The organism is Pseudoalteromonas aliena, assembly GCF_038155085.1.
Taxonomy (GTDB): domain Bacteria; phylum Pseudomonadota; class Gammaproteobacteria; order Enterobacterales; family Alteromonadaceae; genus Pseudoalteromonas; species Pseudoalteromonas aliena_A.
On the sequence record NZ_JBAKAU010000010.1, the window covers coordinates 104,650 to 127,328 of the forward strand.

Consider the following 22,679-nt stretch of genomic DNA (forward strand, 5'->3'; position numbering starts at 1 on the left):
TCAATTACCAAATTTTTACGCGATCTTCTGGTTTGATATACATTTTGTCGCCTTCTTTTACGTCAAACGCTTCATAAAATTCTGGCATGTTCGACAAGATACCGATTACACGGTAGTGGCTTGGTGAATGTGGGTCTGTCATTAAGCGGTTACGTAACTCTTCATCACGATACTTACGACGCCAAATTTGAGCCCATCCCATAAAGAAGCGTTGATCGCCTGTGTAACCATCAATTACCGGTGCTTTGCTATCGCCTAAAGATAACATATATGCTTTATGCGCTACGGTTAAGCCACCTAAATCACCAATGTTTTCGCCAAGCGTTAGCTCGCCGTTAACACCTGCATCTTCAAACGGCTTATACTCATTGTATTGTGCAACGAGTGCACCTGTACGCTCTTCAAACTGTTTAAGGTCAGTCTCGCTCCACCAATTACGTAGGTTACCGTCACCGTCGTATTTAGCACCTTGGTCGTCAAAACCGTGACCAAGTTCGTGGCCAATTACCGCGCCAATTGCACCGTAGTTTACAGCATCATCCGCTTCTAAATTAAAGAAAGGCGGTTGTAAAATGGCGGCAGGAAATACAATTTCGTTGTTTACAGGATTGTAATAAGCATTTACCGTTTGCGGCGTCATGTGCCACTCAGAACGATCAACAGGCTTGCCTAATTTAGCAATCATGTCTTTGTAAGCCCATTCACTGTAACGAATGTAGTTACCTACTAGTTCTTCTGAATTAATTTTAAGCTCAGAGTAGTCTTTCCAGTTATCTGGGTAACCAATTTTAGGGGTAAATTTGTTTAGCTTTTCTTGGGCAGCAAGCTTAGTTTCAGGGCTCATCCACTCAAGGTTTTCAATAGCTACACCGTAGCCTTTAATTACGTTATCAACTAGCTCTTCCATACGCGCTTTCGCTTCTGGCGGGAAGTTATCTTTAACGTACACTTTACCTAAAATTTCACCCAGTACACTGTTAGAAGCATCAACTGCTTTTTTCCAAAGTGGCGCTTGCTCTTCTACACCACGCAATGTTGTGCTGTAAAAGTTAAATTTAAGGTCAACTAAATCGTCACTAAGTAGCTGTGCATAGCCACTCACAAAATGGAATTTTAAATAGTTTTTCCACGTTGTTACGTCTGTGTTTTTATACACATCGGCAAATGTTTCTAGGTAGCTTGGCTGACGCACAATAATTTCTTGTATATCCACACCAGCGTCTTTAAAAAACGTAGCTAAATCAAAATCGCCCATTAGTTTATCAGCATCGGCAACCGTCATCTTATTATACGATTTTGTTGCATCACGGCTTTGCACTCGGCTCCACTGTGCATCCGCTAAAGACTTTTCAAATGCGATAACACTTTTAGCGGCCTCAGGGGCATTTTTAACACCTGATTTAGCTAAAATATCAGTCATGTATTGCTCGTAAGCTGCACGAATTTTAGTGAACTTTTCGTCATCTTTTAAGTAGTAGTCGCGGTCCGGTAAACCAAGACCTGATTGCGATAAGTACAATGCATATTCGCTTGAATTTTTAGCATCGTTATTTACAAACCAACCAAATGGTAAGCTAGCACCTTGCTTTTGAATTTTAGCCATTAGGCCAGCTAAATCGGCTTTAGACTTAACACTATCAATTGTATCTAAAGAAGGCTGAAGTGGTGAAATACCTAATTCCTCTCGGGCACCTATATCCATATAACTTTTATAAAATGCACCAATTTTATATTCATCACTACCTTCTTTAGCTTCTGTATTCGCAGCTGCGTTTTCAAGCGCTATTTTCATTGCTTTTTGTGACTCATCATACAGCTGTGAAAAAGATCCATAGTTAGATTTATCACCCGGTATTTCAGTTTTTGCTAGCCACTCACCGTTTACATGGTAGTAAAAATCGTCTTGTGCACGTACGGAACTATCCATATTAGCTAATTCAATACCAAGCCCTAGTGGTTTTTCAGCCGGTGCTGTTGCTACTGGAGCGTCGGTTACTTTAGCTTCTTGTTGTTTTTCACCACAACCTACTAGACCAAGTGCAAGCGCTATGCTCGCAGCGGCCATTGTTACTTTATTCATAATGATTCCGTTTGTTAGTTAGAATTTAATACCAACTCCATTAAATTCTTGAATATAGCAGGAGTAAAAATAGCACTGCCTACACGCTTTTACTTAATGGAATGGGTATCAAGAGCGAACTCAGATAAAAGTACGCCATATGGGTATAATAAACCCCATTAAACAAACATTAAAATAGAATATGTAACAAAGTATTTTGAATGCGATGAGCAAACAAAATAGCCCTACCAATAACAAATTATTTGAATTTCAAAAAATTATTTTTTTCCGTGCAGAGCCAGGCGCTCTAATTTTTCTTTTAAAGAAGGTGGTGCAGATGCAGCAATCGCATTTAAATAATCAGAGGTTTGAGTGCTCATTTTACGAGAATTTCCCGTAGCTGCGCTTTGTGCTTGGCTTTTATTGCCAGTAGCGCTTAATCGTTGAGTAGCTTGCGGATTTGCAGTAATTTTTATTTGCCCAAGCTCTGCCATTCCTGCTGCTCTAAAGTGTGACTGCATATCCATTTTCAAATAATTAAGCTTAAGCGCGATAGAAGCCGATACAGCCTCAATCATTAACGTACCATCACGGTAGTTACTCACTCTGCACTTTTCGCTCAGCTTAGGTCCTAAAAACTCTTTTAATAGAGTTTGCTGTTTATCAAGTGCTTGGCTTTTACCTGCATAGGCCGATAAGCGGTTGTTGAGCCCCGCCATAATGTCGGTTAACGGCTTTGGTGCACATCTATCTTTTGCCATTTAACACCCCATAAATTTAAATAAAGCATTGTCAAGCCAAGCACGTAAATGTTTGGCTTAACTGAGCGCTTTTATATTATACCAATTCACTTAATTAAGTATTATTGAAAATTGGTATTAAGCGCCTGCTATTTGCATTTGCTCTATAAGTACTGAGCCAGTTTGAATACCGCCTCTGCGCTCAATATCGCCACCAATTGCACTAATGCCTTTAAACATATCTTTTAAATTTCCGGCAATAGTAATCTCACTTACTGGGTATTGTATCTGGCCGTTTTCGACCCAAAAACCAGCTGCTCCACGCGAGTAGTCACCCGTAACGGTGTTTACACCTTGGCCCATAAGCTCAGTAACTAATAAACCAGTACCCATGGTTTTTAATAAAGCCGATAAATCGTTATGAGTTTGTTCAACTAACCAGTTATGTATACCGCCAGCATGGCCTGTTGCCGTCATATTCATTTTACGTGCAGCGTAACTTGCTAATAAATAGGTTTGTAACTCGCCACCTTGGATTATTTCACGATCAAGCGTTTTAACCCCTTCGCTATCAAAAGGCGATGATGCCAAGCCTTTTAAAATATGTGGGCGCTCAGCTATATTTACATAGTTACTAAATACCTGTGTGCCAAGGCTGTCGAGTAAAAAGCTCGACTTACGATAAAGTGCACCACCACCAATGGCCGATACTAAATGGCCAAACAGTGAATTAGCAATATCAGCTCTAAAAATAACAGGCACTTTCATTGTGCCTAACTTTTGGCTGTTTAGTTTAGCGAGAGTTTCTGCAGCGGCTTCAAGCCCAACTGCCGCTGCATCGTTTAAACCAGCTTGGTCGCGCGCAACAGTATAAGCAGAATCGCGTTGCATATGCTCGCCCTCTTTACCTATTACCATAGTGCTAATGCTATGACGAGTACGAGGAAAACCTGCAATTAAGCCATGGCTGTTGCCATATACACGTAAACCTTGGTGCGATGAAAAACTGGCACCGTCTGAATTAACAATTCGCTCATCAGCATTTAATGCAGCTTGCTCTGCAGCATGACAAAGCTCAATACCTTGCTCTGGGCTTACATCCCACGGGTGGTATAAGTCTAAATCTTTTGGTGCAAACTCAAGCAATTCTTTATCAGCAACGCCGTTAAATGGGTCATCCGATGTGAATTTAGCTATATCTATCGCTTTTTCTACAACGGTACGCAGTGTTTTTGGATTCAAATCGGCGGTAGACGCCGAGCCTTTATTATTACCAACATATACACTTATACCTAAACCACCGTCTTGGTTAAATTCAATGGTTTCTACTTCACCCATACGTGTACTAACCGATAAACCAGATGTGCTCGACATCGCAGCTTCTGCAGCTGTTGCACCCAACTTTTTTGCATGTTCAAGCACTTCGGCTACGGCATCTTTTACTTGAGAGATTTGAGAATAAATTGGATCGTGTTGTTGGCTTTTCATAAATTAAGTCCTGAGCCTTAAGGCAATATTGCACGCATTTTTTATAGTTAAATGCTAACACACTCACTGCACCACATCAGCTAATATTAATCACTAAAAGAATCGCGTATAATGGCAAAAGTTATTTTTATTTAAGAGCACCCCATGGCAAAGAAAAAAGGCAAGCCTGCTGAAATCGAAGAAGAAATTATATATGTATCAAGAACGGAGCTTAAGCGCGAAGCGCAAGAGTTTCATCAGTTAGGTTCTGAAATTGCCAAAATGGGTAAAAAACAGCGTGAGCGCCTACCATTAAATGACGATTTAAAAGAGGCCATGGTTGTTGCTGATAAAATTAGTAATAAAAGTGATGCTTACCGTCGCCACTTAAACTACATTGCTAAAACGCTTCGTACTGTAGAAAACATCGAAGAAATTAAAGCGATAATCGATGTAATGCTAAATAAAAATAACCAAGCTGAAGTATTGGTTAAAAAAATTGAGCAGCTTCGCGCAGATTTAATTGAACAAGGTGATGATCTAATTAATGAAACCATTGAGCAGTTTCCTGAGCTAGACCGCCAACAGTTACGCCAATTAGTTCGTAATGCGACCAAAGAAGCTAAAGCTGAAAAGCCTGGTAAAGGTTACAAAGAGTTATTTCAGTACCTTAAAGATGCTCATACAGTGACTTACTAGCGTTAAAAATAAAGTTAAAAAGGTGCTGCGGCACCTTTTTTTGTTGTAGATCAAAATCTCTGCTTACAAAGCTTTTTATAATTTGCACCTTATTAATATAAAGGTGCGCGTAATGATAGAACTTCCAAAATGGGATGATTCCCTAATAAACAAATATAATGTTTCTGGTCCTCGCTACACGTCTTACCCTACGGCACTTTCTCTTAGCGAAGGTTACAACCAGCAAGACTTGCTAAGCGCCATTGAGTCATCATCTAGTCGTTCACTATCTTTGTATATACATATTCCGTTTTGTAGTCAGCTTTGTTATTACTGCGGCTGTAATAAAATTATTACTCGTCATCAATCAAAAGCAGATGTATATCTAGATTACCTTGCTAAAGAGATTAAAGCCCAAGCCCCCCTTTTTAAACACTACACGGTAGAGCAATTACATTTAGGTGGTGGAACTCCCACTTTTTTAAATACCAAGCAAATGACTCGCTTAGTGACTTTATTAGAGCAGCATTTTGATTTTACTCATACAACTGAGCGTGGAATAGAGATAGACCCACGATCGCTTAGCGACAACATGCTCGCTGATTTGCGTGTGCTAGGCTTTAACCGCGTATCGTTTGGTATTCAAGATTTTAATGATGAGGTGCAACTTGCTGTAAATCGCCCACAACAAGCCAGTAAAGTTAAGCAACTAATTACTCAAGCGCGCGAGCTTGGTTTTAAATCAATTAATGCAGATATGATTTATGGGCTTCCACTACAAACACCTCAAAGCTTTAAGCATACTATTGAGCAATTAATTGCGTTAAACCCTGACCGTGTATCGGTATTTAATTACGCTCATTTGCCGGAGCGCTTCGCTGCACAGCGTAAAATTAAAGATGCAGATTTGCCTAGCGCGCATGACAAACTGACTATGTTCAAAAACACTCTTGAACAAATGACTCAAGCAGGATATCAATTTATTGGCATGGATCATTTTGCTCGCCCCGAAAACGAGCTAGCAACTGCACAAAACGAAGCTAAGCTACACCGTAACTTTCAGGGTTACACCACACATGGTAACTGTGATTTACTGGGCTTAGGTGTATCGTCTATTTCACAAATTGGCAGTGCTATTTTGCAAAACCAAAAAGAGCTAAAGCAATATTATCATGCAACCGAAACACAAAGCGGCTGTGCGATTAATAAAGGGATGCATTTAAATACTGATGACATAATACGTGCTGATGCTATTAAACAGCTTATTTGCCAGTTTGAGCTTAATACAGAAGAGTTTGCCAATAAGCATGGTATTGAATTTAATAGTTACTTTGCAGATGCTCTCACTGCACTTATACCGCTAATAGATGATGCCATGGTAACAATCAATAACAATACGATTAAAGTAACGCCGCGCGGTAATTTATTTATACGTATAATTTGCATGTGCTTCGATGCTCACTTACAAAACCAAATTAACGCAACGCGATTTTCCAGAGTAATTTAGCCTGAACTTTGGGTAATAAATACATCGACATAAAAAAAGCAGACCTAGGTCTGCTTTTTTACATTATCAAAAGTACTTAATTAAAAACTACTTTATCGCTGCCAGGAGCAGCTTTAAACTCTGTAATAATTTTTGCGCAATCAGCTTTTATAGCATCATTAAGCTTTTCTTCTGCGCGCCAACGAGCCGTGTCTTGTTTAAAAATCTCTTTTTTAGAGTATTTTTTACGAGCATCATGCGTTGGCATTTCTTTAACTACTTCGTACATTTCAAAAATGCCAGGGTACTGAACCGTTAAATCACGCTCATCTTCAAATGCGTATTGAGACATAAGTACCCAAATACGCAAACACCCTTCTGAAAACTCACACTGCTCTTCGTTCATTGCACGAGCAATTAAATGAATGCTGTCGGCCAATTTAGCATTACGCTCTAAACGTGACTTTTTAAGCTTTTTTTGCTGCTCAGCTTGAGTTTTTGCAATTAGCTTTTTTTGTGCACTTAACTTATAAAGCAACTGACCCGCATAAAATGCTAAGCCAGCAATAATCGCAGCACCTACAAATAAGGCTATGATCAACGCTGTACTCATTATTTGCCCTTACTATTTGTCGTCTTCGTCTAGCCATTCATTGGCTAAATCGTCAGATAAGTATTGATCGAAGTCTGCGTTGCTTTCACTTGCAAAGTCATCTTCGAAATCATCTTCAAACTCGTCTTCAAACTCGTCTTCATCCTCATCTTCAATACCAAGGATTTTACATAAGGCCTGATGGCGAGCAATACGGCTATTAAAGTACTTAGCATCTTTACCAGTTAGCATTTCACCTTTTTCATGACGCTCAACTAATTTTAGTAAGCGCTCATCATTTTCAAGAGCTTCAAGCTCTTGTTCTGGTGTAATCTCAGGCTCAGTAACCTTTTTAAGTTCAACCGTAGGTTTTAAGTTACGTTTCATTTCAACTTTAGGTTCAGGTGCTGTAGCAATTAATGGCACTGCTTTTTTACTACCTACACGCTTATCTTTCGGCGTGTAACCGCCTTTTTGGCTATCATTATCTAATAGTTCAGGAGCGTTACGAGAACCAGGCTTAGCACCTTTGGTTTTTTTTACTCGCTGCTCTTTCAATGCGCGCATTTCTTTAAGTTTGTCTTGGCTTAGACGAACAGGTCCATTTGATGGGCTTTTGCGTGACTTTTTAGTTCTACTCATATCTTGATCATCTCACTTAAGAGGTTTTGAGCGAGGCGCAACTTAATGGGCATCGCAGTGCTGGCCTAGCCAGAAGAATTCAGTTTGCGCTATAGAGGTTGGGTTACTCATTAAAAAGCGCCTTAGCTAATAATCGCTAATTTTAAACGGTGGGTATTGTAACAGGACAAATAAAAAGGCGGTAGAGAAAACATCTCTACCGCCTGCTAATCTGAGCGCCATTATCTGGACACTTCTCCCTTCGACTTTTTTTAGTCTTTATTATTTTTATTATTATCAGTCCGTTTTGTTATTATTAATACCTTCCCTGTAACATTCCTTTTTGTTTTTATTATTAAACTTCCATGAGTTTTTTATTATTCTCGGTCGTCCTGACTCTTTTTTATTATTTCCTTTAGTAGCACCATCTTGTGCTATGTAGTCGTGTCGCGCCATTTTCCTTTAGCATAATCCATTTTGTTATTGTTGTTTTGCGACAGTGGTTAATTTACTCGTTAATAATTTTGTTACAACTGGTTTATATAACTTTTATTATAATGATTACATTAACATGAGGTAAAGTATTTAATTTTCAATTAGTTAACTTAAAGCAAAAATTTAAAAGAGGACTTTTCTTACAGCTTGACATGGTCAATGTCTCACATAGACGAAGGGTTATATCGGTAAATTAACATACAAAAAAAGCAGCCTAAGCTGCTTTTTTCAACACATTACAGTCTATTATCTAGTAAGGGCTAGATAAATACGACTTTAGTGTAAACCACCTAAGTACTGAGAAAGCACTTCAATGTCTTTATCAGTTAATTTCTTAGCTATATCGCCCATCATGCCGTTTAGGTCATTACTACGCGTGCCATCGCGGAATTTTTCAAGTTGAGACTTGATGTATTCTGGATGTTGAAAAGAAATTTTTGGAAACTTAGCTAACGATGAACCGTTACCACGAGGGCCATGACATGCTGCACATGATGGAATTCCACGTTCTGCGTCGCCCGCTTTGAAAAGCATTTTACCAACTTCAACCACATCTTTAGGTGTTGAACCTTCAGACATATTCAATGAAGAGAAATAGGCAGCTAAATCTTTCATGTCTTGCTCGCTAAGTGGCATCGCCATAGCGCTCATAACCGGATCCATACGACCTTCTTTACCGCCAGAAGTCATACCTAATTTTAAATCCTGAAGTTGCTTAAGGATATAATCTGGATGTTGACCTGCAAGCTTAGGGTAGATATTAACCGGCGCATTACCATCTGGGCCGTGACAAGCCGCACACGTTGCTGATTTTTCTTTACCTGCGTTTACATCGCCATCGAATGCTGTTGCGTTGCTTGCTGACAACGCACCAAGCAATATTGTTAAAGATAGTGCTATTTTTTTCATGGTGAATTCTCTGTTTCCGACCCTGTATCATCTACAATATAGATAGTTTTAATATATGTATTCTACACGATAAAAAATTCTCTGGCACGTTTTCTACTCATATTAAGCTTATAAATTATAGGGTTTTGACCTAGATTAAGCTTTAAGTGTCTTTTAATGTGCCATTTGTGCTGCTTTAAGGTGTTTAAATACGCTTTTTAATACATCCTTTATAGTATAAAATACGCGCCCTGAGTGAATTTAGTTTACTCAACATGACCATTTTTAAGTTTTAGGAGAGCCTGTGCTCAAATCTCGTATCAAATATAATACTGCGTCTTTCGTAACAAGCGCTCCAGACATTACTAAATTACCTGCTGATACGGGAATTGAAGTCGCGTTTGCTGGTCGCTCAAATGCAGGTAAATCTAGTGCGCTTAATGCGCTTACAGACCAAAAGCTAGCTCGTACTAGTAAAACACCTGGGCGTACTCAGCTAATCAATACCTTTGAACTTGCCGATGTTGACGACATGCGCTTAATCGATTTACCTGGGTATGGTTTTGCTAAAGTGCCAATTGAAATGAAAAAGAAATGGCAAAAGTCGTTAGGTGAATACCTGCAAAAACGCCAAAGCCTAAAGGGTATCGTGGTATTAATGGATATTCGCCATCCGTTAAAAGACTTAGATAAAGATTTAATTAACTGGGCTATAGGTAGCGAAATACCTGTACTTGCCCTTTTAACAAAAGCAGACAAGCTTAAGCAAGGTGCGCGTAAGGCACAGGTATTACAAGTACGTCGTGAATTAAGCGAGCTTGATGGTGACATTACTGTACATGCATTTTCATCGCTTAAAGGCACAGGCTTACCTGAAGTCGCTAAAAAGCTAGATGAATGGTACTTAGGTCCCGTTGTAGCAATTCCACCACAAGACAAACAAAGCGAAGAAACAGACCCTAACGCCTAATTGCTAAGAAAGATAAAACTTTTCTTCTGCTGATTTTATATAATAGCCGCGCTCATCTTCTGCGGCTATTTCAGCCCACTGGTAAAACACACTTCTATTTATACGTGCACAGCAACCATACGGTAGCTGTAAATAGGGCACGGCTATACCTTTATAGTTTTGTATAGTTAATGGCTGTTCAGCACTTATGAGCCATTGCCTAGCAATATTATCTACACAACACAAAACCTTTCCTTGTGCTGTATTTTCAAAACGCCAGTCCACAATTATAAATGGCGCATCTTGCACTTCTATCGCTATTTTTTCGACTGGGGTTTTTAAGTAAAATTGCGTACCTTCTTTACATAAAACACTGGCGAATAGCTTCACCATAGCAATGCGAGTTATCTCACTGCCATCGTAAAACCATTGCCCTTGCTCACCAATAACAATTGGCAGCTCACCACAATGAGTTGGCTGCCAGCTGTCAAACTGTTTGCTTGGCTCGCTTAATTGTTTACTAAGCTGTGCAAGTGAGATCACTGTTTTTTAAGTGTTAGTGAAAATGTAACGGGTACAGCTGTCGCTATTGACGGTAACCCCGCTAATTTTTGTAGCTGCTTAACACCTTCCGTTACGCCAAAATCATCACTATTAATAATAATCGGTGTGAAAGATGACACACTTAAGTCACCGTTTTGTAAGCTAGTTACTAACACATCTATTTTGAATGGCTTTTTATTTCCATGAAAATTAAGTTCAGCATTAATACCTTTAAGCACATGCTGACCTGGCTTTTTAACACTACTAAGTTCTTTGGCTAAATCAGCACTTAAAACAGCATTTGGAAATTTACTCGCTTCAAATAATAGTTTAGCTAAACGCTCATTACGGATTGGGATAAGCGTTTCTGCAGAGCTTAAGTCGACATTTACACTAAACTTACCGCTATCTGTTAGTATACCTTCAAGATTGGTAAAGTGATGGGCCTCTGCAACTGAATCTTTTTTAATTGATACAAAGCTCAATTGGCTTTTATCATTAACAAGCTGCCAATCAGCCTGAGCAACATTAGAAATGACTAAACTTGATAAAGAAAAACCTGCAATAGCTAATGCTTTAAACATAACGCACTCCTTAGTAATAAAATGAAAATAATAGGAATCAAAAATAATAGCTCTTTGATGGTACCACCTGCGATGTACCCAAACCACCTCAAAGTAACGAATGGATAACGCGATAAGCAAAATTAATAAAGCTGAGTTTTTAGGAGCAGAATAAAAAACGGCCCACCAAAAATATGGTAGGCCGGTATAGCAAACTGGGGAGAAGCTATCAATTTGTTGCACCCTTTCAGATGCATCATCAACAGGATGTCCTACAGGATGAGGACGGGCGGGACTTTAACAAAAGAGCGTATAAAAATACAATGATATTCCTTAAAAACAGTTCGAATTGACGAACATATAACTATTTAATACAAATAGTTGCTTAAATTAACCTACTTTTAACTAAACCTTGTTCACAGCAAAAACCTAAAGCATTATTGCGCTAGTTTTTTACAGTCATAAAAAAAGCGCCTAGTGGCGCTTTAAAGTAAATAAATAATTAAGTATTAGTGAGCTTGTTCCCAGTTTTCACCTTCATCGGCTTCTACGATTAAAGGCACATCAAGTGTGGCCGCTTGTGACATGAGTTCACAAAATTGTTTTGTGTACGCTTGTGCACAATCCGTTTTAATCTCAAATACCAGTTCATCGTGAACTTGCATAAGTAACTTAATCGTATTTGGTGCCTGCTCGCTTACCCAGCTATGTACACTTAACATTGCTTTTTTAATAATGTCTGCCGCTGTGCCTTGCATTGGTGCATTAATTGCTGCACGTTCAGCACCTTTGCGTCGAGCGCCATTGCGCGCATTGATTTCTGGTAAATGCAGGCGACGACCAAAAATAGTTTCAACGTAGCCATTTTCAGCTGCTTTTTCGCGTGTTGTTTCCATGTACTCTAATACACCAGGAAAACGTTCAAAGTATTTATCTATGTAATGCTGCGCTTCGTGGCGTGGCACATCTAGTTGACGTGCTAAACCAAATGCCGACATACCGTAAATTAAGCCAAAGTTTACTGCTTTCGCCTTACGGCGCATATCGGTAGTTACATCATCAAGCTCTACACCAAATACTTCAGCGGCAGTTGCACTATGTACATCTAAGCCGTTAGAAAATGCATTTAATAGACCTTTGTCTTGTGAAAGATGCGCCATAATACGCAGCTCAATTTGACTGTAATCGGCAGCAACAATTTTATAGCCATCTGCGGCTATAAAGGCTTCACGAATACGGCGTCCCTCTTCAGAGCGAATTGGTATATTTTGCAAGTTAGGATCGGTTGAACTTAAACGCCCTGTTGCTGTAACCGCTTGATGATAAGACGTATGCACACGCTGGGTTTTCTCATTGACCATTAACGGTAATTTGTCGGTATACGTTGATTTAAGCTTAGATAATCCACGATGTTCAATAATTACTTTTGGTAATGGATAATCATGGGCAAGCTCTTGCAGTACCTCTTCAGCCGTTGAAGGCGCACCTTTAGGCGTTTTTTTAATAACTGGCAGATCAAGCTTTTCAAATAATAGAACTTGTAATTGTTTTGGTGAGCTTAAGTTAAATGGTTCGCCCGCTATTTCAAATGCTTCTTTTTCAAGTTCAATTAAACGCTCGCCTAATCGTTGGCTGTGCGCTGCAAGCATATTGCTATCTATTGCTACACCTGTGCGTTCAATATCAGAAATCACACTAACAAGTGGCATTTCTATATCTTCAAATACCGATTTTAGTTTTTCATCAGCCGCTATTTTTGGCCAAAGCACTTCATGTAGGCGCAAAGTAATATCGGCATCTTCTGCAGCGTAAGGCGCAGCTTTTTCAAGTTCAATTTGGTTAAAGGTAAGTTGCTTTTTACCTTTGCCGGCAATATCTTCAAAGCTAATATTTTTATGACCTAGGTATTTAAGTGCTAGCGAGTCCATATCATGGCGTGTACCCACACTATTAAATACGTATGACTCAAGCATGGTGTCAAACTTAATACCATTTAGCGCAAAACCTGCATTCGCTAATACACTTTTGTCGTATTTAAGGTTTTGCCCTACTTTGGCTTTATTTGCATCAGCTAAAATTGGCCCAAGTTTTTGCATTACAAACTCAAGGCTTAATTGCTCAGGTGCTCCTGGGTAGTCGTGCGCAACAGGTAAGTAAGCTGCTTCACCCGCTTTTACGGCAAAACTCATACCCACTAATTGCGCTTTCATGTAATCAAGGCTGGTAGTTTCTGTATCAAATGCAAATAAATCAGCACTATTTAACTGCTCAATAAGCGTATCAAATTGCGCTTGCGTTAAAATAGTTTCGTAATGGGCGTCTTCTACTTTTGGCAGCTCATTTGCCTCAGTAGGCACATCTATATGTGTATCTGCGGTTTTAGGATCATCCAATAGCTCAGCTAACCAACGACGAAATTCGCATTCACCATATAATGCAATTAACTCATCTTTATTTGGCTCTTGGAGCTTAAAGGTATCAAGATCAGATTCAACCTCAACATCACATTTTATTGTTGCAAGCTCATAACTTAAAGGCAGATGATCGAGAGCTGCAGCTAACTTTTCACCTATTTTACCTTTAATGTCACCAGCGTTATCCATTACACCTTGCAACGAGCCATACTTTTGGAGCCACTTAACTGCTGTTTTAGGACCGCACCCTTCAACACCCGGTATGTTATCAACCTTGTCACCCATCAATGCTAAATAATCGATAATTAGCTCAGGGCCTACACCGAATTTTTCTACTACGGTTTGTGGGTCTGAAATACTGTCGGTCATGGTATTAATAAGTGTTACATGCTCATTTACAAGTTGCGCCATATCTTTATCACCAGTGGAGACAAGGACATGCCGTTTTTGCTCAGTTGCAATACGTGCAAATGTGCCAATAACATCATCTGCTTCAACGCCTTCGATGCTAATTAGCGGAAAACCCATCGCTTTGATAATGCTATGTATTGGTGCTATTTGCGTACGTAAGTCATCCGGCATCGGCGGGCGATTTGCCTTATATTCGCTATACATATCGTTACGAAACGTTTTGCCTTTAGCATCAAATATCACCACCATGTGTGAGGGATCATATTGTCTGATCAAGCTTTTAAGCATGTTGATCACGCCATAAATAGCGCCCGTAGCTTCACCTTTAGAATTAGTTAAATGCGGCGGAGAATGATAAGCACGAAATAAATATGACGAGCCATCAACTAAAATAAGTGGGTTTTCGGGGATCTGAGCCATGGTGAATTTGGATCCTAAATGCAAAAAATTAAGGTAATCATAAGCATGCCATAAGGTAGTAAATAAAACGACAGAGAATTACTGCTTATCGTGTTATTAAAACTATAGCAAGCTGTGGATAAGTGTGTAGATAACAGCCACAAGCTATTCTTCCAAAGCATTATAAAATGCCTAGAAAATACTTTAACTGCATGTTTTAATTTAAAAAAGATAATACGAGGTTCTTTTTTTATTATTTTAAACCAATGTGGAAAAAGGTTTTCTAACGACTACTTGTGTTGTTATTCACTTTGATTATTCGCGTCCATTTAAATAACCGGAGGAGTATTCTAGCACAATGGATCGAAGATCATAGCGATCCTTTATATTTTTTTAAAAGGCAAAGTGATCGCAAATGGCATAAACCGCAAAACAACTTGCACTGCGAATGATTTTTGTACTAAAAATTTATTTTCGCCTGAAATTTTGAGCATGTTAAACTTCATCCGATCGACTTATAAAAAGACTTTAGAGGCACAAAAGCATGAAAAACGTAGCAGTAATATTAGCAGGGTCTGGTGTGTACGATGGTAGTGAAATTAATGAAGCAATTTTAACTTTATTACATATAGCCAAAAATGGTGCAACGTATCAGTGTTTTGCACCAGATATTGAACAGCTTCATACCATTAACCATTTAACAGGTGAAGTAATGCCTGATAAACGCAATGTATTAACAGAAGCTTCACGCATTGCAAGAGGTGACATTAAATCGCTGATTGAACTAGACGTGACTCAGTTTGATGCATTAATTGTACCTGGCGGTTTCGGTGCTGCAAAAAACTTATGTGATTTTGCAATTAAAGGCGCAAAAGCAAATATCAATCAGGACGTCCTTAATGCTTGTAAATCATTTGCAAAAGCGAATAAGCCTGCAGGTTATATGTGTATTGCACCCGCATTAATCCCATTTATTTACGATAACGCCGCACTTACTATTGGTAACGATGTAGAGACAGCACAAGCGCTAAGCACATTAGGCGCTGAACATATAAATTGTGCGGTTGACGATGTAATTATCGATAAACCAAATAAGCTAGTTACCACCCCTGCTTACATGTTGGCAGAATCGATTATTGAAGCCGACGAAGGGATCGCAAAACTAGTTAGTAACGTATTATCAATAAATTGATTTTGATCTTAGGATCTAAAAAGTTAATTGTATGACTGATTGCGCTTATTAAATTGCTTAACAAAAAACAGTAAATAATTAAATTTTATTGCGTTAACGCAAAAAGTAGTCAGTTTTATTAATAAAAACGGCTCTTAGCATTTTATAAATTGGCTCAGAGAGTTATAATCGGTTTAATTTCCGTCATCTTTAATCGTGATTGATCACGTTCAAATCGAAGTGAGCAAGGCAAAATGAAAAAATTAACAGCTGCAGCATTATTAATGCTAGCAACCACTGCATACGCACAGCCATATGATAACTCTATGACTGAAGATGCAATTAAAGCACGTCTCGCGCCGGTTGGTGCTGTATACCTTGAAGGCGATAAAGCTGCAGTTGCAGCGGCGCCTACAGGCCCTCGTTCTGGTGAACAAGTGTATCAAGGTGCATGTTTTGCATGTCACGGCACTGGTGCACTAGGCGCGCCTAAATCGGCTGACGATTGGGCCCCACGTATTGCTAAAGGTAAAGACACTTTACTTGAGCATGCACTAAATGGCTTTAATGCTATGCCTCCAAAAGGCACATGTATGGATTGTTCTGATGATGAGATTAGCGCTGCTATTGACTTCATGACTTCTAAATAAATATTATTTAATATTAAAAAGGCTTACTTTATGTAGGCCTTTTTGATACAAAATTTATCATTTTCAACCCAAACATCACTATAATAGCTACTTGACCACTAGCTTGAAAAATGAAATTATAGGTTAATAACTATACAAAAAAAATAATCGGCAACATCATTGGAAGATAAACTCACTGTATTGAGTAAAATAGCGCGAAAAAATAAAAAACTCCAAGCGCTACTTGAAAAGTACAAGCAATCTCATCACTTACAAAGTGCCCTGATCCAATTATCAGAGCAGGCAAGTACTGTAGCTGAACTAAGTTTACTTTACCCTGCCATACACGATATTTTACAAAAATATATACCGAGTAAGAGCTTCTATGTCGTGCTACTAAATCAAAATAGCCAATCATTAGAGCTTTCTTACTTTTCAGATGAAAAAGATGGTATTTCAGTTGCTCTGAATCAATCAAATAGCTTTGATGAAGGCGCCACAGGTTATGTATTTAAACAGGGTAAAACGACATGTTTTACTAAGCAACAAATGCAAGATGCTGCAGCAGAAGGCTTATTTAAAGCATTAGGCACCCCGGCAGAACATTGGGTAGGCGTACCGGTTTACCAAGAACAAAATATCATTGGCGTATTAGCAGCACAAAGTTACGACACAAAGAAAAGCTATAGCGCTCAACAAATACAATTACTCGAATTTATGTCACTCTATTTAGCGACAGCAATAGAGCGAGTAAAAAAACGAGAGCTCCTTGAGTCAGAAGTAAAAATTCGTACCCGTGCACTTACTCAAAGTAATGATGCATTGAATATTGAAGTGGAGCAACGAAGACACGCACTGCAAAGACAACAAATATTATTTAAAATTTCTGAGCTTGCCACACAAGTAAAAAATCTTGATGATGCCTATCTTCAAATACATCAAATAATAAAAACCATTACTTATGCCGAAAATTTATATATTGCGCTATATAACAAAGACAGCGGATGGATAGACTTTCCCTATTACGCTGATGAATTTAGAGAGGTAGCAAAGCCACGGCGTTTTGCTAAAGGTTATAGTGAGTTAGTAATTAGTACTGAGCAAACACAGCTCATACACCCTTGTAGAGCTAGGGAGCTATTAAAAAGCGGCGTGGTACAACGCTCAGCCCCTGTCCCTTTAGAGCACCAAGCAACTAGTTGGCTTGGTGCTCCTCTCAAAACATCGCAAGGTGTAATGGGCTTAATTGTTTGCCAAGCGTATAATAATAAACACATTTTCAGTCAAGACGACAGTGAACTAATTACCTTTGTATCGCACCAAATTGCAGCTGTTTTACAAACTAAGTTAGCTAATCAAGCTATTGAAAAAAGTCATCAAGAGCTTGAGTTTAGAGTTAGTGAAAAAACAAAAGAGCTTCAACAAACAAATCTGCATTTGCAAATGCAAATAGATGAGCGTAAAAAAATTGAACAGCAACTTTATCACGATGCTCATCACGACTCATTAACCGGCTTACCCAACCGTAGCTTATTTTTAACACAGCTAGAAAAAACACTACAAAATTATCAGCGCTTTCCAGAGCACCATTTTGCAGTACTGTTTATTGATTTAGATAAATTTAAAGATATAAACGATCAGCTAGGGCATCAAGCTGGCGATCAGTTTTTAATAAGCGTGGGTGATTTGTTTGCTCATTGTATACGCGAGCATGATTTACTTGCACGTTTAGGTGGCGATGAATTTGTTATTTTATTAACTCATCTAACAGAGTCACAACAAGCAGAAGATGTTGCGAATCGTATTATTGATATAATGAAAAAACCATTTTGTAGTAAAGGCACGTGTATTAAAAGCGGTGCTAGTATTGGTATTACGTTTTCACAGCCACAATATACTCATACAGATGAAATTATACGTGATGCGGATGCAGCGATGTATTATGCTAAAAATTCAGGTCGAGACCGCTACGAGCTCTATCATCCATTATTAACGCAATCAATTCCTACACAAGAATCGCAAACACTTCATCATCTAGACATGCTTCCAATGCATTTTAAAAGCAGCGAAATTATTACACTTAATGAACAATTTCAGTCAGAGTCTTTATTTGAAGCCTTTGGCGAACACCCTGTTTTAGGTTGCACTAGTTTTGATATTTTGAAAAAGTTTGCAACTGATAAAGATCAGCACGTACAAGTTGAATTAGAATTATTGCAACAAGCATATTCGCAAGCTATTAGTGCGGGGGTCGCAATGGCACTTGTACCCTGTTCAAGTATTTTGCTTGAACAGCTGGAGTTTATTGTTTTTACCGAGGTATTAAATAAACAACAAGGGCAAAGTCAGCTTTGCTTATTATTTGATGAGCAAGAAATTCGCCATGCCAGTGCGATGCAAATAGATAACCTTAAAAAGTTATCCCAGTTAGGGTTTTCTGTAGGGCTTAATAACTTTGCCAAAGATAGGTGCGAGCTAAACTTACTAACTGAAATAGACTTTGATTATTTACTACTTAGCTCAACATTTAGTAAACGTGTTTTACAACAAGATAGCTTTGATTTACAGCTACAGGGAGTGCTTACAATTACCCAGCTTAAGAATATTAAAGTGATTGCAAAAGGCCCGTCCATACTTAATTTTAGAGCCCTATTAGATAAGCACGGACTAGCTTTTTTTGTAGGTAAGCAGCACACGCTCACACACACACAAAACACATCTTCGGTGTCTCAGTCGCAGCTAAGTTAAGCTACTCTGGCTTTTTAAGCATAGCCCGTAAGTTTGCAACTCGAGCTTGACCTTTTTCCATTCGCTCAGCTTGAGTGTTAGGCGCTTTTTTATTCTCAAACGCTAAATCATCCTGCGGTAATTCTTGTACAAATCGGCTTAACTCTGTTTGTGATGTTTCACCGAATTGACGACGTATTTTTGCATAAGTAAGTGTTAACTCCTGCTGAGCACGAGTTATACCAACATAAGCTAAACGACGTTCCTCGTCTACGTTGTCTTCATCAATACTTACCTGATGAGGAAGCAACCCCTCTTCCATGCCCACCATAAATACGTACGGGTACTCTAAGCCCTTTGATGCATGCAGTGTTGATAAATGCACTGCATCGGTTTCATCTTCTTCTTCGTTACGCTCAAGCATATCGCGAAGGGTTAGCTTGCTAACAACCTCAGCTAATGTCATTGGTTCGTTGTCGGCATCACCAGTCAACATATCTGTTATCCAACGATACAGCTCGGATACGTTTTTCATACGCATTTCAGCGGCTTTTGCACTCGGTGACGACTCGTACAAATATGCCTCGTAATTAATATTGCGCACTAAGTCTTTAACAGCTTCGAGCGTATCACCGCGTACGGCGTTATCTGATAGCTCAACAACCCAACGAGCAAATCCCGAAAGTGCATTTAAGCCACGGCCTTTAAGTCTGTAGCCTAAGTCGTTATCAAAACAGGTGGCAAATAAACTTTGGTGCTTTTCGTTTGCAAGCGTTCCTAATTTTTCAAGGGTTGCTGTACCTATTTCACGACGCGGTGTATTAACAATGCGTAAAAAGGCGTTATCGTCATCCTGATTAACGAGTAAGCGTAAATACGCCATAATATCTTTAATTTCTGAGCGAGAGAAAAACGACATTCCACCGCTTATTTTATAGGGTATTCGGTTGCTCATTAATGATTTTTCAAAACCACGAGCCTGATGATTCCCGCGATACAAAATAGCGTAATCTTTATAACTCGTTCGCTTCATAAACTTATGAGATATGATCTCTGCAACCACACGCTCCGACTCATGCTCTTCATCACGACAACCAATTACTTTAATGGGTTCGCCGTAACCTAACTCACTAAATAATTTCTTTTCAATATCGTGCGGGTTATTTGCAATCAGTATATTTGCCGATTTAAGAATCCGTTGTGCACTGCGATAGTTTTGCTCAAGCTTTATTAGCCTAAGGCCTGGGTAGTCTTTACTTAAAAGAATTAAGTTTTGCGGCCTGGCGCCACGCCATGAGTAAATAGATTGGTCATCATCACCTACCACAGTAAAGCGTGCGCGCTCGCCCACAAGTAGCTTAACAAGCTGATATTGGCTGGTATTGGTATCTTGATACTCATCCACCAGCAAGTACTTAAAGCGCTGTTGCCAACGCTCTCGAGAAGTCTCGTTATTGGTAAGTAGCAACGTTGGGATCATAATAAGATCATCAAAATCTAGTGCGTTATAGGCGCGTAGCTGAATTTGATAACGCGCATATAGCTGCGCAAATAAAGACTGCTGTGCATCACGTGCCTCACGCACTGCTTGCTCTGGTAAAACGAGTTCATTTTTCCAATTGCCTATTTGTATTTTCAATAGCTTGAGTAAGTCTTTATCGTTTTTTAATTCGTCTTCTGTTAAATCGTTTAAAAGCTGGTTTGTGTCTTGATCATCAAATAGCGAAAAGCCCTCTTTGAAGCCTAACGTTTTTAACTCTTTTTTTATTATTTCAAGGCCTAAGGTATGAAACGTCGATACCCATAATCCTTTTGCCTCTTGCTTACTAAGCGTTTGTAATACGCGCTCACGCATCTCTTTAGCGGCTTTATTTGTAAACGTTACAGCTGCAATATTTCGCGCTTTGTATTCACATTGTTGTACCAAGTAAGCAATTTTATTTGTTATAACACGAGTTTTACCAGAGCCTGCGCCAGCTAACACTAAGCATGGACCACTGATATATTTTACTGCTTCATCTTGTTTAGGATTGAGTTTCATAACGACCAAAGAGATTTAAAAGACGCGCAATTTTAACGTAACCACCACAGCAGGCAAAGCAATTGCCTTAATTAATTCGATAAAGATGATCATGTGTTAAATACAGTGGGTATAAGGTAATATGAGTTATTATCATTTTAGGCAAGGCCGAAGGGACAATTATGATCAACCCAGCAAAACTTGAAGAAATTGCAAAGCAAATCACGAGCAATATGCCACAAGGTGTAAAAAATTTAGCGGACACACTTGAAGGTAAAACAAAGCAAGTTTTACAAAACAAGCTTGCTGAGATGGACTTTGTGAGCCGTGAAGAATTTGATGTGCAAAGCCAAGTACTTATTCGTACTCGAGAAAAGTTAACCGAACTTGAAGCTAAAGTTTCATTACTTGAGCAACAACTTAGCGCTAAAACTAACGCTGAGTAATTAATTTAGTGTACAAAAAGGCAGCTTAGGCTGCCTTTTGCGTTTTACTAAGTTTATTCAAATAGCTCATCAAGTACATAATAGGACAACTTAGCCTGCTGGGCTAAACTCACGCTCAGCATTTTTTGCGAAACTTGCTCGCCAGTTATTGGTTTGTAACGCTTTAAAAACGCAAATCGTGTAATAACAGGAAAAATAATACTGCCTATCTTTTCTGCCACTCTAAATTGCTCACGATCACCTAATAATAAAGATGGTTGTAAAATACTTATTTTATCAAAAGGGAGTGCTTTAATATGTTGCTCAAGCTCACCCTTCATTTTCAAATAAGCACTATTACTGTGCGTGTTCGCCCCGCTTGATGATACTAAGCAGTAATGCGTAACAGCATTACATGCCGCTAACTGCGCCGCTATAAACTGATAATCAAAATCTACTTTACGCTGGGCTTGTATCGAGCCCGCCTGTTTACGGGTTGTGCCCAAACACGAAAACAATACGTCACCTTTAAAAAGCTCAACGTATTGAGTTAATTTTTCAAAATCAATAACGTGATTAACTAGCTTTGCGTGTGTAATAGGCAAAGCCCGACGACTTAACGTAACCACTTTGGTATAACGATCGCTATTAAGTAGTTTATGTAGCAACTCATTACCGACCAAACCTGTAGCTCCTATTAATATCGCCGTTTTAGTCATAAATTTATTTATTCTCACCCACTTTTTTAAGTACGTGCTGTATTGCTTTTTTATAACTTTGCGTTTCTTCATTCGCGCATGTTACTACAGATTCTAAATCATGAAGATGGCCATTTTCTAAACCATAAACCCAACCATGAACGCTTAGCTCTTGGCCGCGCTCCCAAGCATCTTGCACAATGTTAGTACGGCATACATTACGTACTTGCTCAATTACATTTAGCTCAATAAGGCGGCTTAAGCGTTCACTTTCTGGCATTGCGTCAAGTTGTTCAAGATGCTTTTCTTTTACATCTCCTACATGGCGTAGCCAATTATCAATAAAGCCAAATTTAGCGTTGTTTAAAACGGCTTGTACGCCACCACAACCATAGTGACCTACTACCATTATATGTTTTACTTTTAAAACCTCTACAGCGTACTGCATAACCGATAAGCAGTTATGGTCAGTGTGTACAACCACGTTAGCAACGTTACGATGTACAAATAATTCGCCTGGTAATAAATCAACTATTTGATTTGCAGGTACACGAGAGTCTGAACAGCCAATCCATAAGTACTCTGGATTTTGTTGCATAGATAAAATTTTAAAAAACGCTGGATCAGCTTCGCTTGTGCGAGCAGCCCAACGTTTATTGTTATCGAATAAATTTTTTAGCTTTCTCATTGCATCTCTTATTAAG

General features: G+C 38.9%; 19 protein-coding genes. 7 read left to right on the forward strand and 12 right to left on the reverse strand.

The window, feature by feature from the left end:
- Window positions 1-4: 4 nt before the first annotated feature.
- The 3 genes from V6260_RS11450 to pmbA form a co-directional block, all read right to left on the reverse strand.
- Entirely contained in the window at window positions 5-2,080 is a 2,076-nt protein-coding gene (locus tag V6260_RS11450) for a M13 family metallopeptidase (protein WP_341594196.1), read from the reverse strand.
- A gap of 257 nt (window positions 2,081-2,337) precedes the next feature.
- The gene (locus V6260_RS11455) at window positions 2,338-2,820 is read right to left on the reverse strand and encodes a DUF721 domain-containing protein (protein WP_341594197.1); all 483 of its coding nucleotides are present in this window, start codon (window positions 2,818-2,820) and stop codon (window positions 2,338-2,340) included.
- Window positions 2,821-2,937: 117 nt separating this feature from the next.
- Window positions 2,938-4,287: a metalloprotease PmbA gene (gene pmbA / locus V6260_RS11460; protein ID WP_341594198.1), complete on the reverse strand. Its 1,350-nt coding sequence runs from the start codon at window positions 4,285-4,287 to the stop codon at window positions 2,938-2,940.
- Between the two features lie 144 nt (window positions 4,288-4,431).
- Here pmbA and yjgA point away from each other — a divergent pair, with 144 nt between their 5' ends.
- Together yjgA and hemN are read left to right on the forward strand one after the other, a co-directional pair.
- On the forward strand, window positions 4,432-4,965 hold the full coding sequence (gene yjgA / locus V6260_RS11465) for a ribosome biogenesis factor YjgA (RefSeq protein WP_058547636.1): 534 nt from the start codon (window positions 4,432-4,434) through the stop codon (window positions 4,963-4,965).
- A gap of 112 nt (window positions 4,966-5,077) precedes the next feature.
- A complete protein-coding gene (hemN, locus tag V6260_RS11470; RefSeq protein ID WP_341594199.1) occupies window positions 5,078-6,451 on the forward strand; it encodes an oxygen-independent coproporphyrinogen III oxidase in 1,374 nt (457 codons plus the stop codon).
- Window positions 6,452-6,527: 76 nt separating this feature from the next.
- On the opposite strand, the gene V6260_RS11475 is transcribed toward hemN, so the two are convergent.
- The 3 genes from V6260_RS11475 to V6260_RS11485 form a co-directional block, all read right to left on the reverse strand.
- Window positions 6,528-7,043 carry a DUF2489 domain-containing protein gene (locus V6260_RS11475; RefSeq protein WP_341594200.1) on the reverse strand — a complete coding sequence of 172 codons (516 nt, stop codon included), beginning with the start codon at window positions 7,041-7,043 and terminating at the stop codon, window positions 6,528-6,530.
- A gap of 12 nt (window positions 7,044-7,055) precedes the next feature.
- On the reverse strand, window positions 7,056-7,664 hold the full coding sequence (gene yihI, locus V6260_RS11480; protein WP_341594201.1) for a Der GTPase-activating protein YihI: 609 nt from the start codon (window positions 7,662-7,664) through the stop codon (window positions 7,056-7,058).
- A gap of 750 nt (window positions 7,665-8,414) precedes the next feature.
- Window positions 8,415-9,047: a c-type cytochrome gene (locus tag V6260_RS11485; RefSeq protein WP_211000293.1), complete on the reverse strand. Its 633-nt coding sequence runs from the start codon at window positions 9,045-9,047 to the stop codon at window positions 8,415-8,417.
- A gap of 283 nt (window positions 9,048-9,330) precedes the next feature.
- On the opposite strand from V6260_RS11485, the gene yihA reads away from it, so the two are divergent.
- Entirely contained in the window at window positions 9,331-9,996 is a 666-nt protein-coding gene (gene yihA, locus V6260_RS11490; RefSeq protein WP_341594202.1) for a ribosome biogenesis GTP-binding protein YihA/YsxC, read from the forward strand.
- 3 nt (window positions 9,997-9,999) lie between these two features.
- Here yihA and V6260_RS11495 read toward each other — a convergent pair whose 3' ends face one another.
- From V6260_RS11495 to polA, 3 genes are all read right to left on the reverse strand, one after another.
- Window positions 10,000-10,518 carry a DUF1285 domain-containing protein gene (locus tag V6260_RS11495; RefSeq protein ID WP_341594203.1) on the reverse strand — a complete coding sequence of 173 codons (519 nt, stop codon included), beginning with the start codon at window positions 10,516-10,518 and terminating at the stop codon, window positions 10,000-10,002.
- Window positions 10,515-11,102 carry a YceI family protein gene (locus tag V6260_RS11500; protein WP_341594204.1) on the reverse strand — a complete coding sequence of 196 codons (588 nt, stop codon included), beginning with the start codon at window positions 11,100-11,102 and terminating at the stop codon, window positions 10,515-10,517. Before V6260_RS11500 ends, V6260_RS11495 begins: the two co-directional genes overlap by 4 nt.
- 488 nt (window positions 11,103-11,590) lie before the next feature.
- On the reverse strand, window positions 11,591-14,326 hold the full coding sequence (gene polA, locus V6260_RS11505) for a DNA polymerase I (RefSeq protein ID WP_341594205.1): 2,736 nt from the start codon (window positions 14,324-14,326) through the stop codon (window positions 11,591-11,593).
- A 523-nt stretch (window positions 14,327-14,849) separates the two neighbouring features.
- Here polA and elbB point away from each other — a divergent pair.
- The 3 genes from elbB to V6260_RS11520 all read left to right on the forward strand — a co-directional run bounded on the left by elbB (window position 14,850) and on the right by V6260_RS11520 (window position 18,853).
- Entirely contained in the window at window positions 14,850-15,497 is a 648-nt protein-coding gene (elbB, locus tag V6260_RS11510) for an isoprenoid biosynthesis glyoxalase ElbB (RefSeq protein ID WP_341594206.1), read from the forward strand.
- 233 nt (window positions 15,498-15,730) lie between these two features.
- Window positions 15,731-16,126, forward strand: a complete 396-nt coding sequence (locus V6260_RS11515; RefSeq protein ID WP_149593319.1) for a c-type cytochrome — start codon at window positions 15,731-15,733, stop codon at window positions 16,124-16,126.
- 159 nt (window positions 16,127-16,285) lie between these two features.
- A complete protein-coding gene (locus tag V6260_RS11520; protein ID WP_341594207.1) occupies window positions 16,286-18,853 on the forward strand; it encodes a diguanylate cyclase domain-containing protein in 2,568 nt (855 codons plus the stop codon).
- A 1-nt stretch (window position 18,854) separates the two neighbouring features.
- Here the strand turns inward: V6260_RS11520 and rep are convergent, their stop codons facing one another.
- Window positions 18,855-20,873, reverse strand: coding sequence for a DNA helicase Rep (gene rep, locus V6260_RS11525; RefSeq protein ID WP_341594208.1), 2,019 nt, complete (start codon window positions 20,871-20,873; stop codon window positions 18,855-18,857).
- Window positions 20,874-21,034: 161 nt separating this feature from the next.
- Between rep and ubiK the strand changes: the two genes are divergently transcribed.
- Window positions 21,035-21,298 carry a ubiquinone biosynthesis accessory factor UbiK gene (gene ubiK / locus V6260_RS11530; RefSeq protein ID WP_341594209.1) on the forward strand — a complete coding sequence of 88 codons (264 nt, stop codon included), beginning with the start codon at window positions 21,035-21,037 and terminating at the stop codon, window positions 21,296-21,298.
- A gap of 53 nt (window positions 21,299-21,351) precedes the next feature.
- On the opposite strand, the gene V6260_RS11535 is transcribed toward ubiK, so the two are convergent.
- Window positions 21,352-21,996, reverse strand: coding sequence for an NAD(P)H-binding protein (locus V6260_RS11535; RefSeq protein WP_341594210.1), 645 nt, complete (start codon window positions 21,994-21,996; stop codon window positions 21,352-21,354).
- 4 nt (window positions 21,997-22,000) lie between these two features.
- Complete coding sequence (gene can, locus V6260_RS11540; protein WP_341594211.1) at window positions 22,001-22,663, reverse strand: carbonate dehydratase; 663 nt, start codon at window positions 22,661-22,663, stop codon at window positions 22,001-22,003.
- Window positions 22,664-22,679 lie beyond the last annotated feature (16 nt).

Excerpts from the sequence above, each read along its gene's own strand:
- V6260_RS11475 (WP_341594200.1), bottom strand. The coding sequence starts at position 7,043 with ATGAGTACAGCGTTGATCATAGCCTTATTTGTAGGTGCTGCGATTATT.
- polA (WP_341594205.1), bottom strand. The coding sequence starts at position 14,326 with ATGGCTCAGATCCCCGAAAACCCACTTATTTTAGTTGATGGCTCGTCA.
- can (WP_341594211.1), bottom strand. The coding sequence starts at position 22,663 with ATGAGAAAGCTAAAAAATTTATTCGATAACAATAAACGTTGGGCTGCT.
- V6260_RS11535 (WP_341594210.1), bottom strand. The coding sequence starts at position 21,996 with ATGACTAAAACGGCGATATTAATAGGAGCTACAGGTTTGGTCGGTAAT.
- pmbA (WP_341594198.1), bottom strand. The coding sequence starts at position 4,287 with ATGAAAAGCCAACAACACGATCCAATTTATTCTCAAATCTCTCAAGTA.
- V6260_RS11450 (WP_341594196.1), bottom strand. The coding sequence starts at position 2,080 with ATGAATAAAGTAACAATGGCCGCTGCGAGCATAGCGCTTGCACTTGGT.
- yjgA (WP_058547636.1), top strand. The coding sequence starts at position 4,432 with ATGGCAAAGAAAAAAGGCAAGCCTGCTGAAATCGAAGAAGAAATTATA.
- elbB (WP_341594206.1), top strand. The coding sequence starts at position 14,850 with ATGAAAAACGTAGCAGTAATATTAGCAGGGTCTGGTGTGTACGATGGT.
- V6260_RS11500 (WP_341594204.1), bottom strand. The coding sequence starts at position 11,102 with ATGTTTAAAGCATTAGCTATTGCAGGTTTTTCTTTATCAAGTTTAGTC.
- hemN (WP_341594199.1), top strand. The coding sequence starts at position 5,078 with ATGATAGAACTTCCAAAATGGGATGATTCCCTAATAAACAAATATAAT.
- yihI (WP_341594201.1), bottom strand. The coding sequence starts at position 7,664 with ATGAGTAGAACTAAAAAGTCACGCAAAAGCCCATCAAATGGACCTGTT.
- V6260_RS11485 (WP_211000293.1), bottom strand. The coding sequence starts at position 9,047 with ATGAAAAAAATAGCACTATCTTTAACAATATTGCTTGGTGCGTTGTCA.
- ubiK (WP_341594209.1), top strand. The coding sequence starts at position 21,035 with ATGATCAACCCAGCAAAACTTGAAGAAATTGCAAAGCAAATCACGAGC.
- rep (WP_341594208.1), bottom strand. The coding sequence starts at position 20,873 with ATGAAACTCAATCCTAAACAAGATGAAGCAGTAAAATATATCAGTGGT.
- V6260_RS11515 (WP_149593319.1), top strand. The coding sequence starts at position 15,731 with ATGAAAAAATTAACAGCTGCAGCATTATTAATGCTAGCAACCACTGCA.
- V6260_RS11455 (WP_341594197.1), bottom strand. The coding sequence starts at position 2,820 with ATGGCAAAAGATAGATGTGCACCAAAGCCGTTAACCGACATTATGGCG.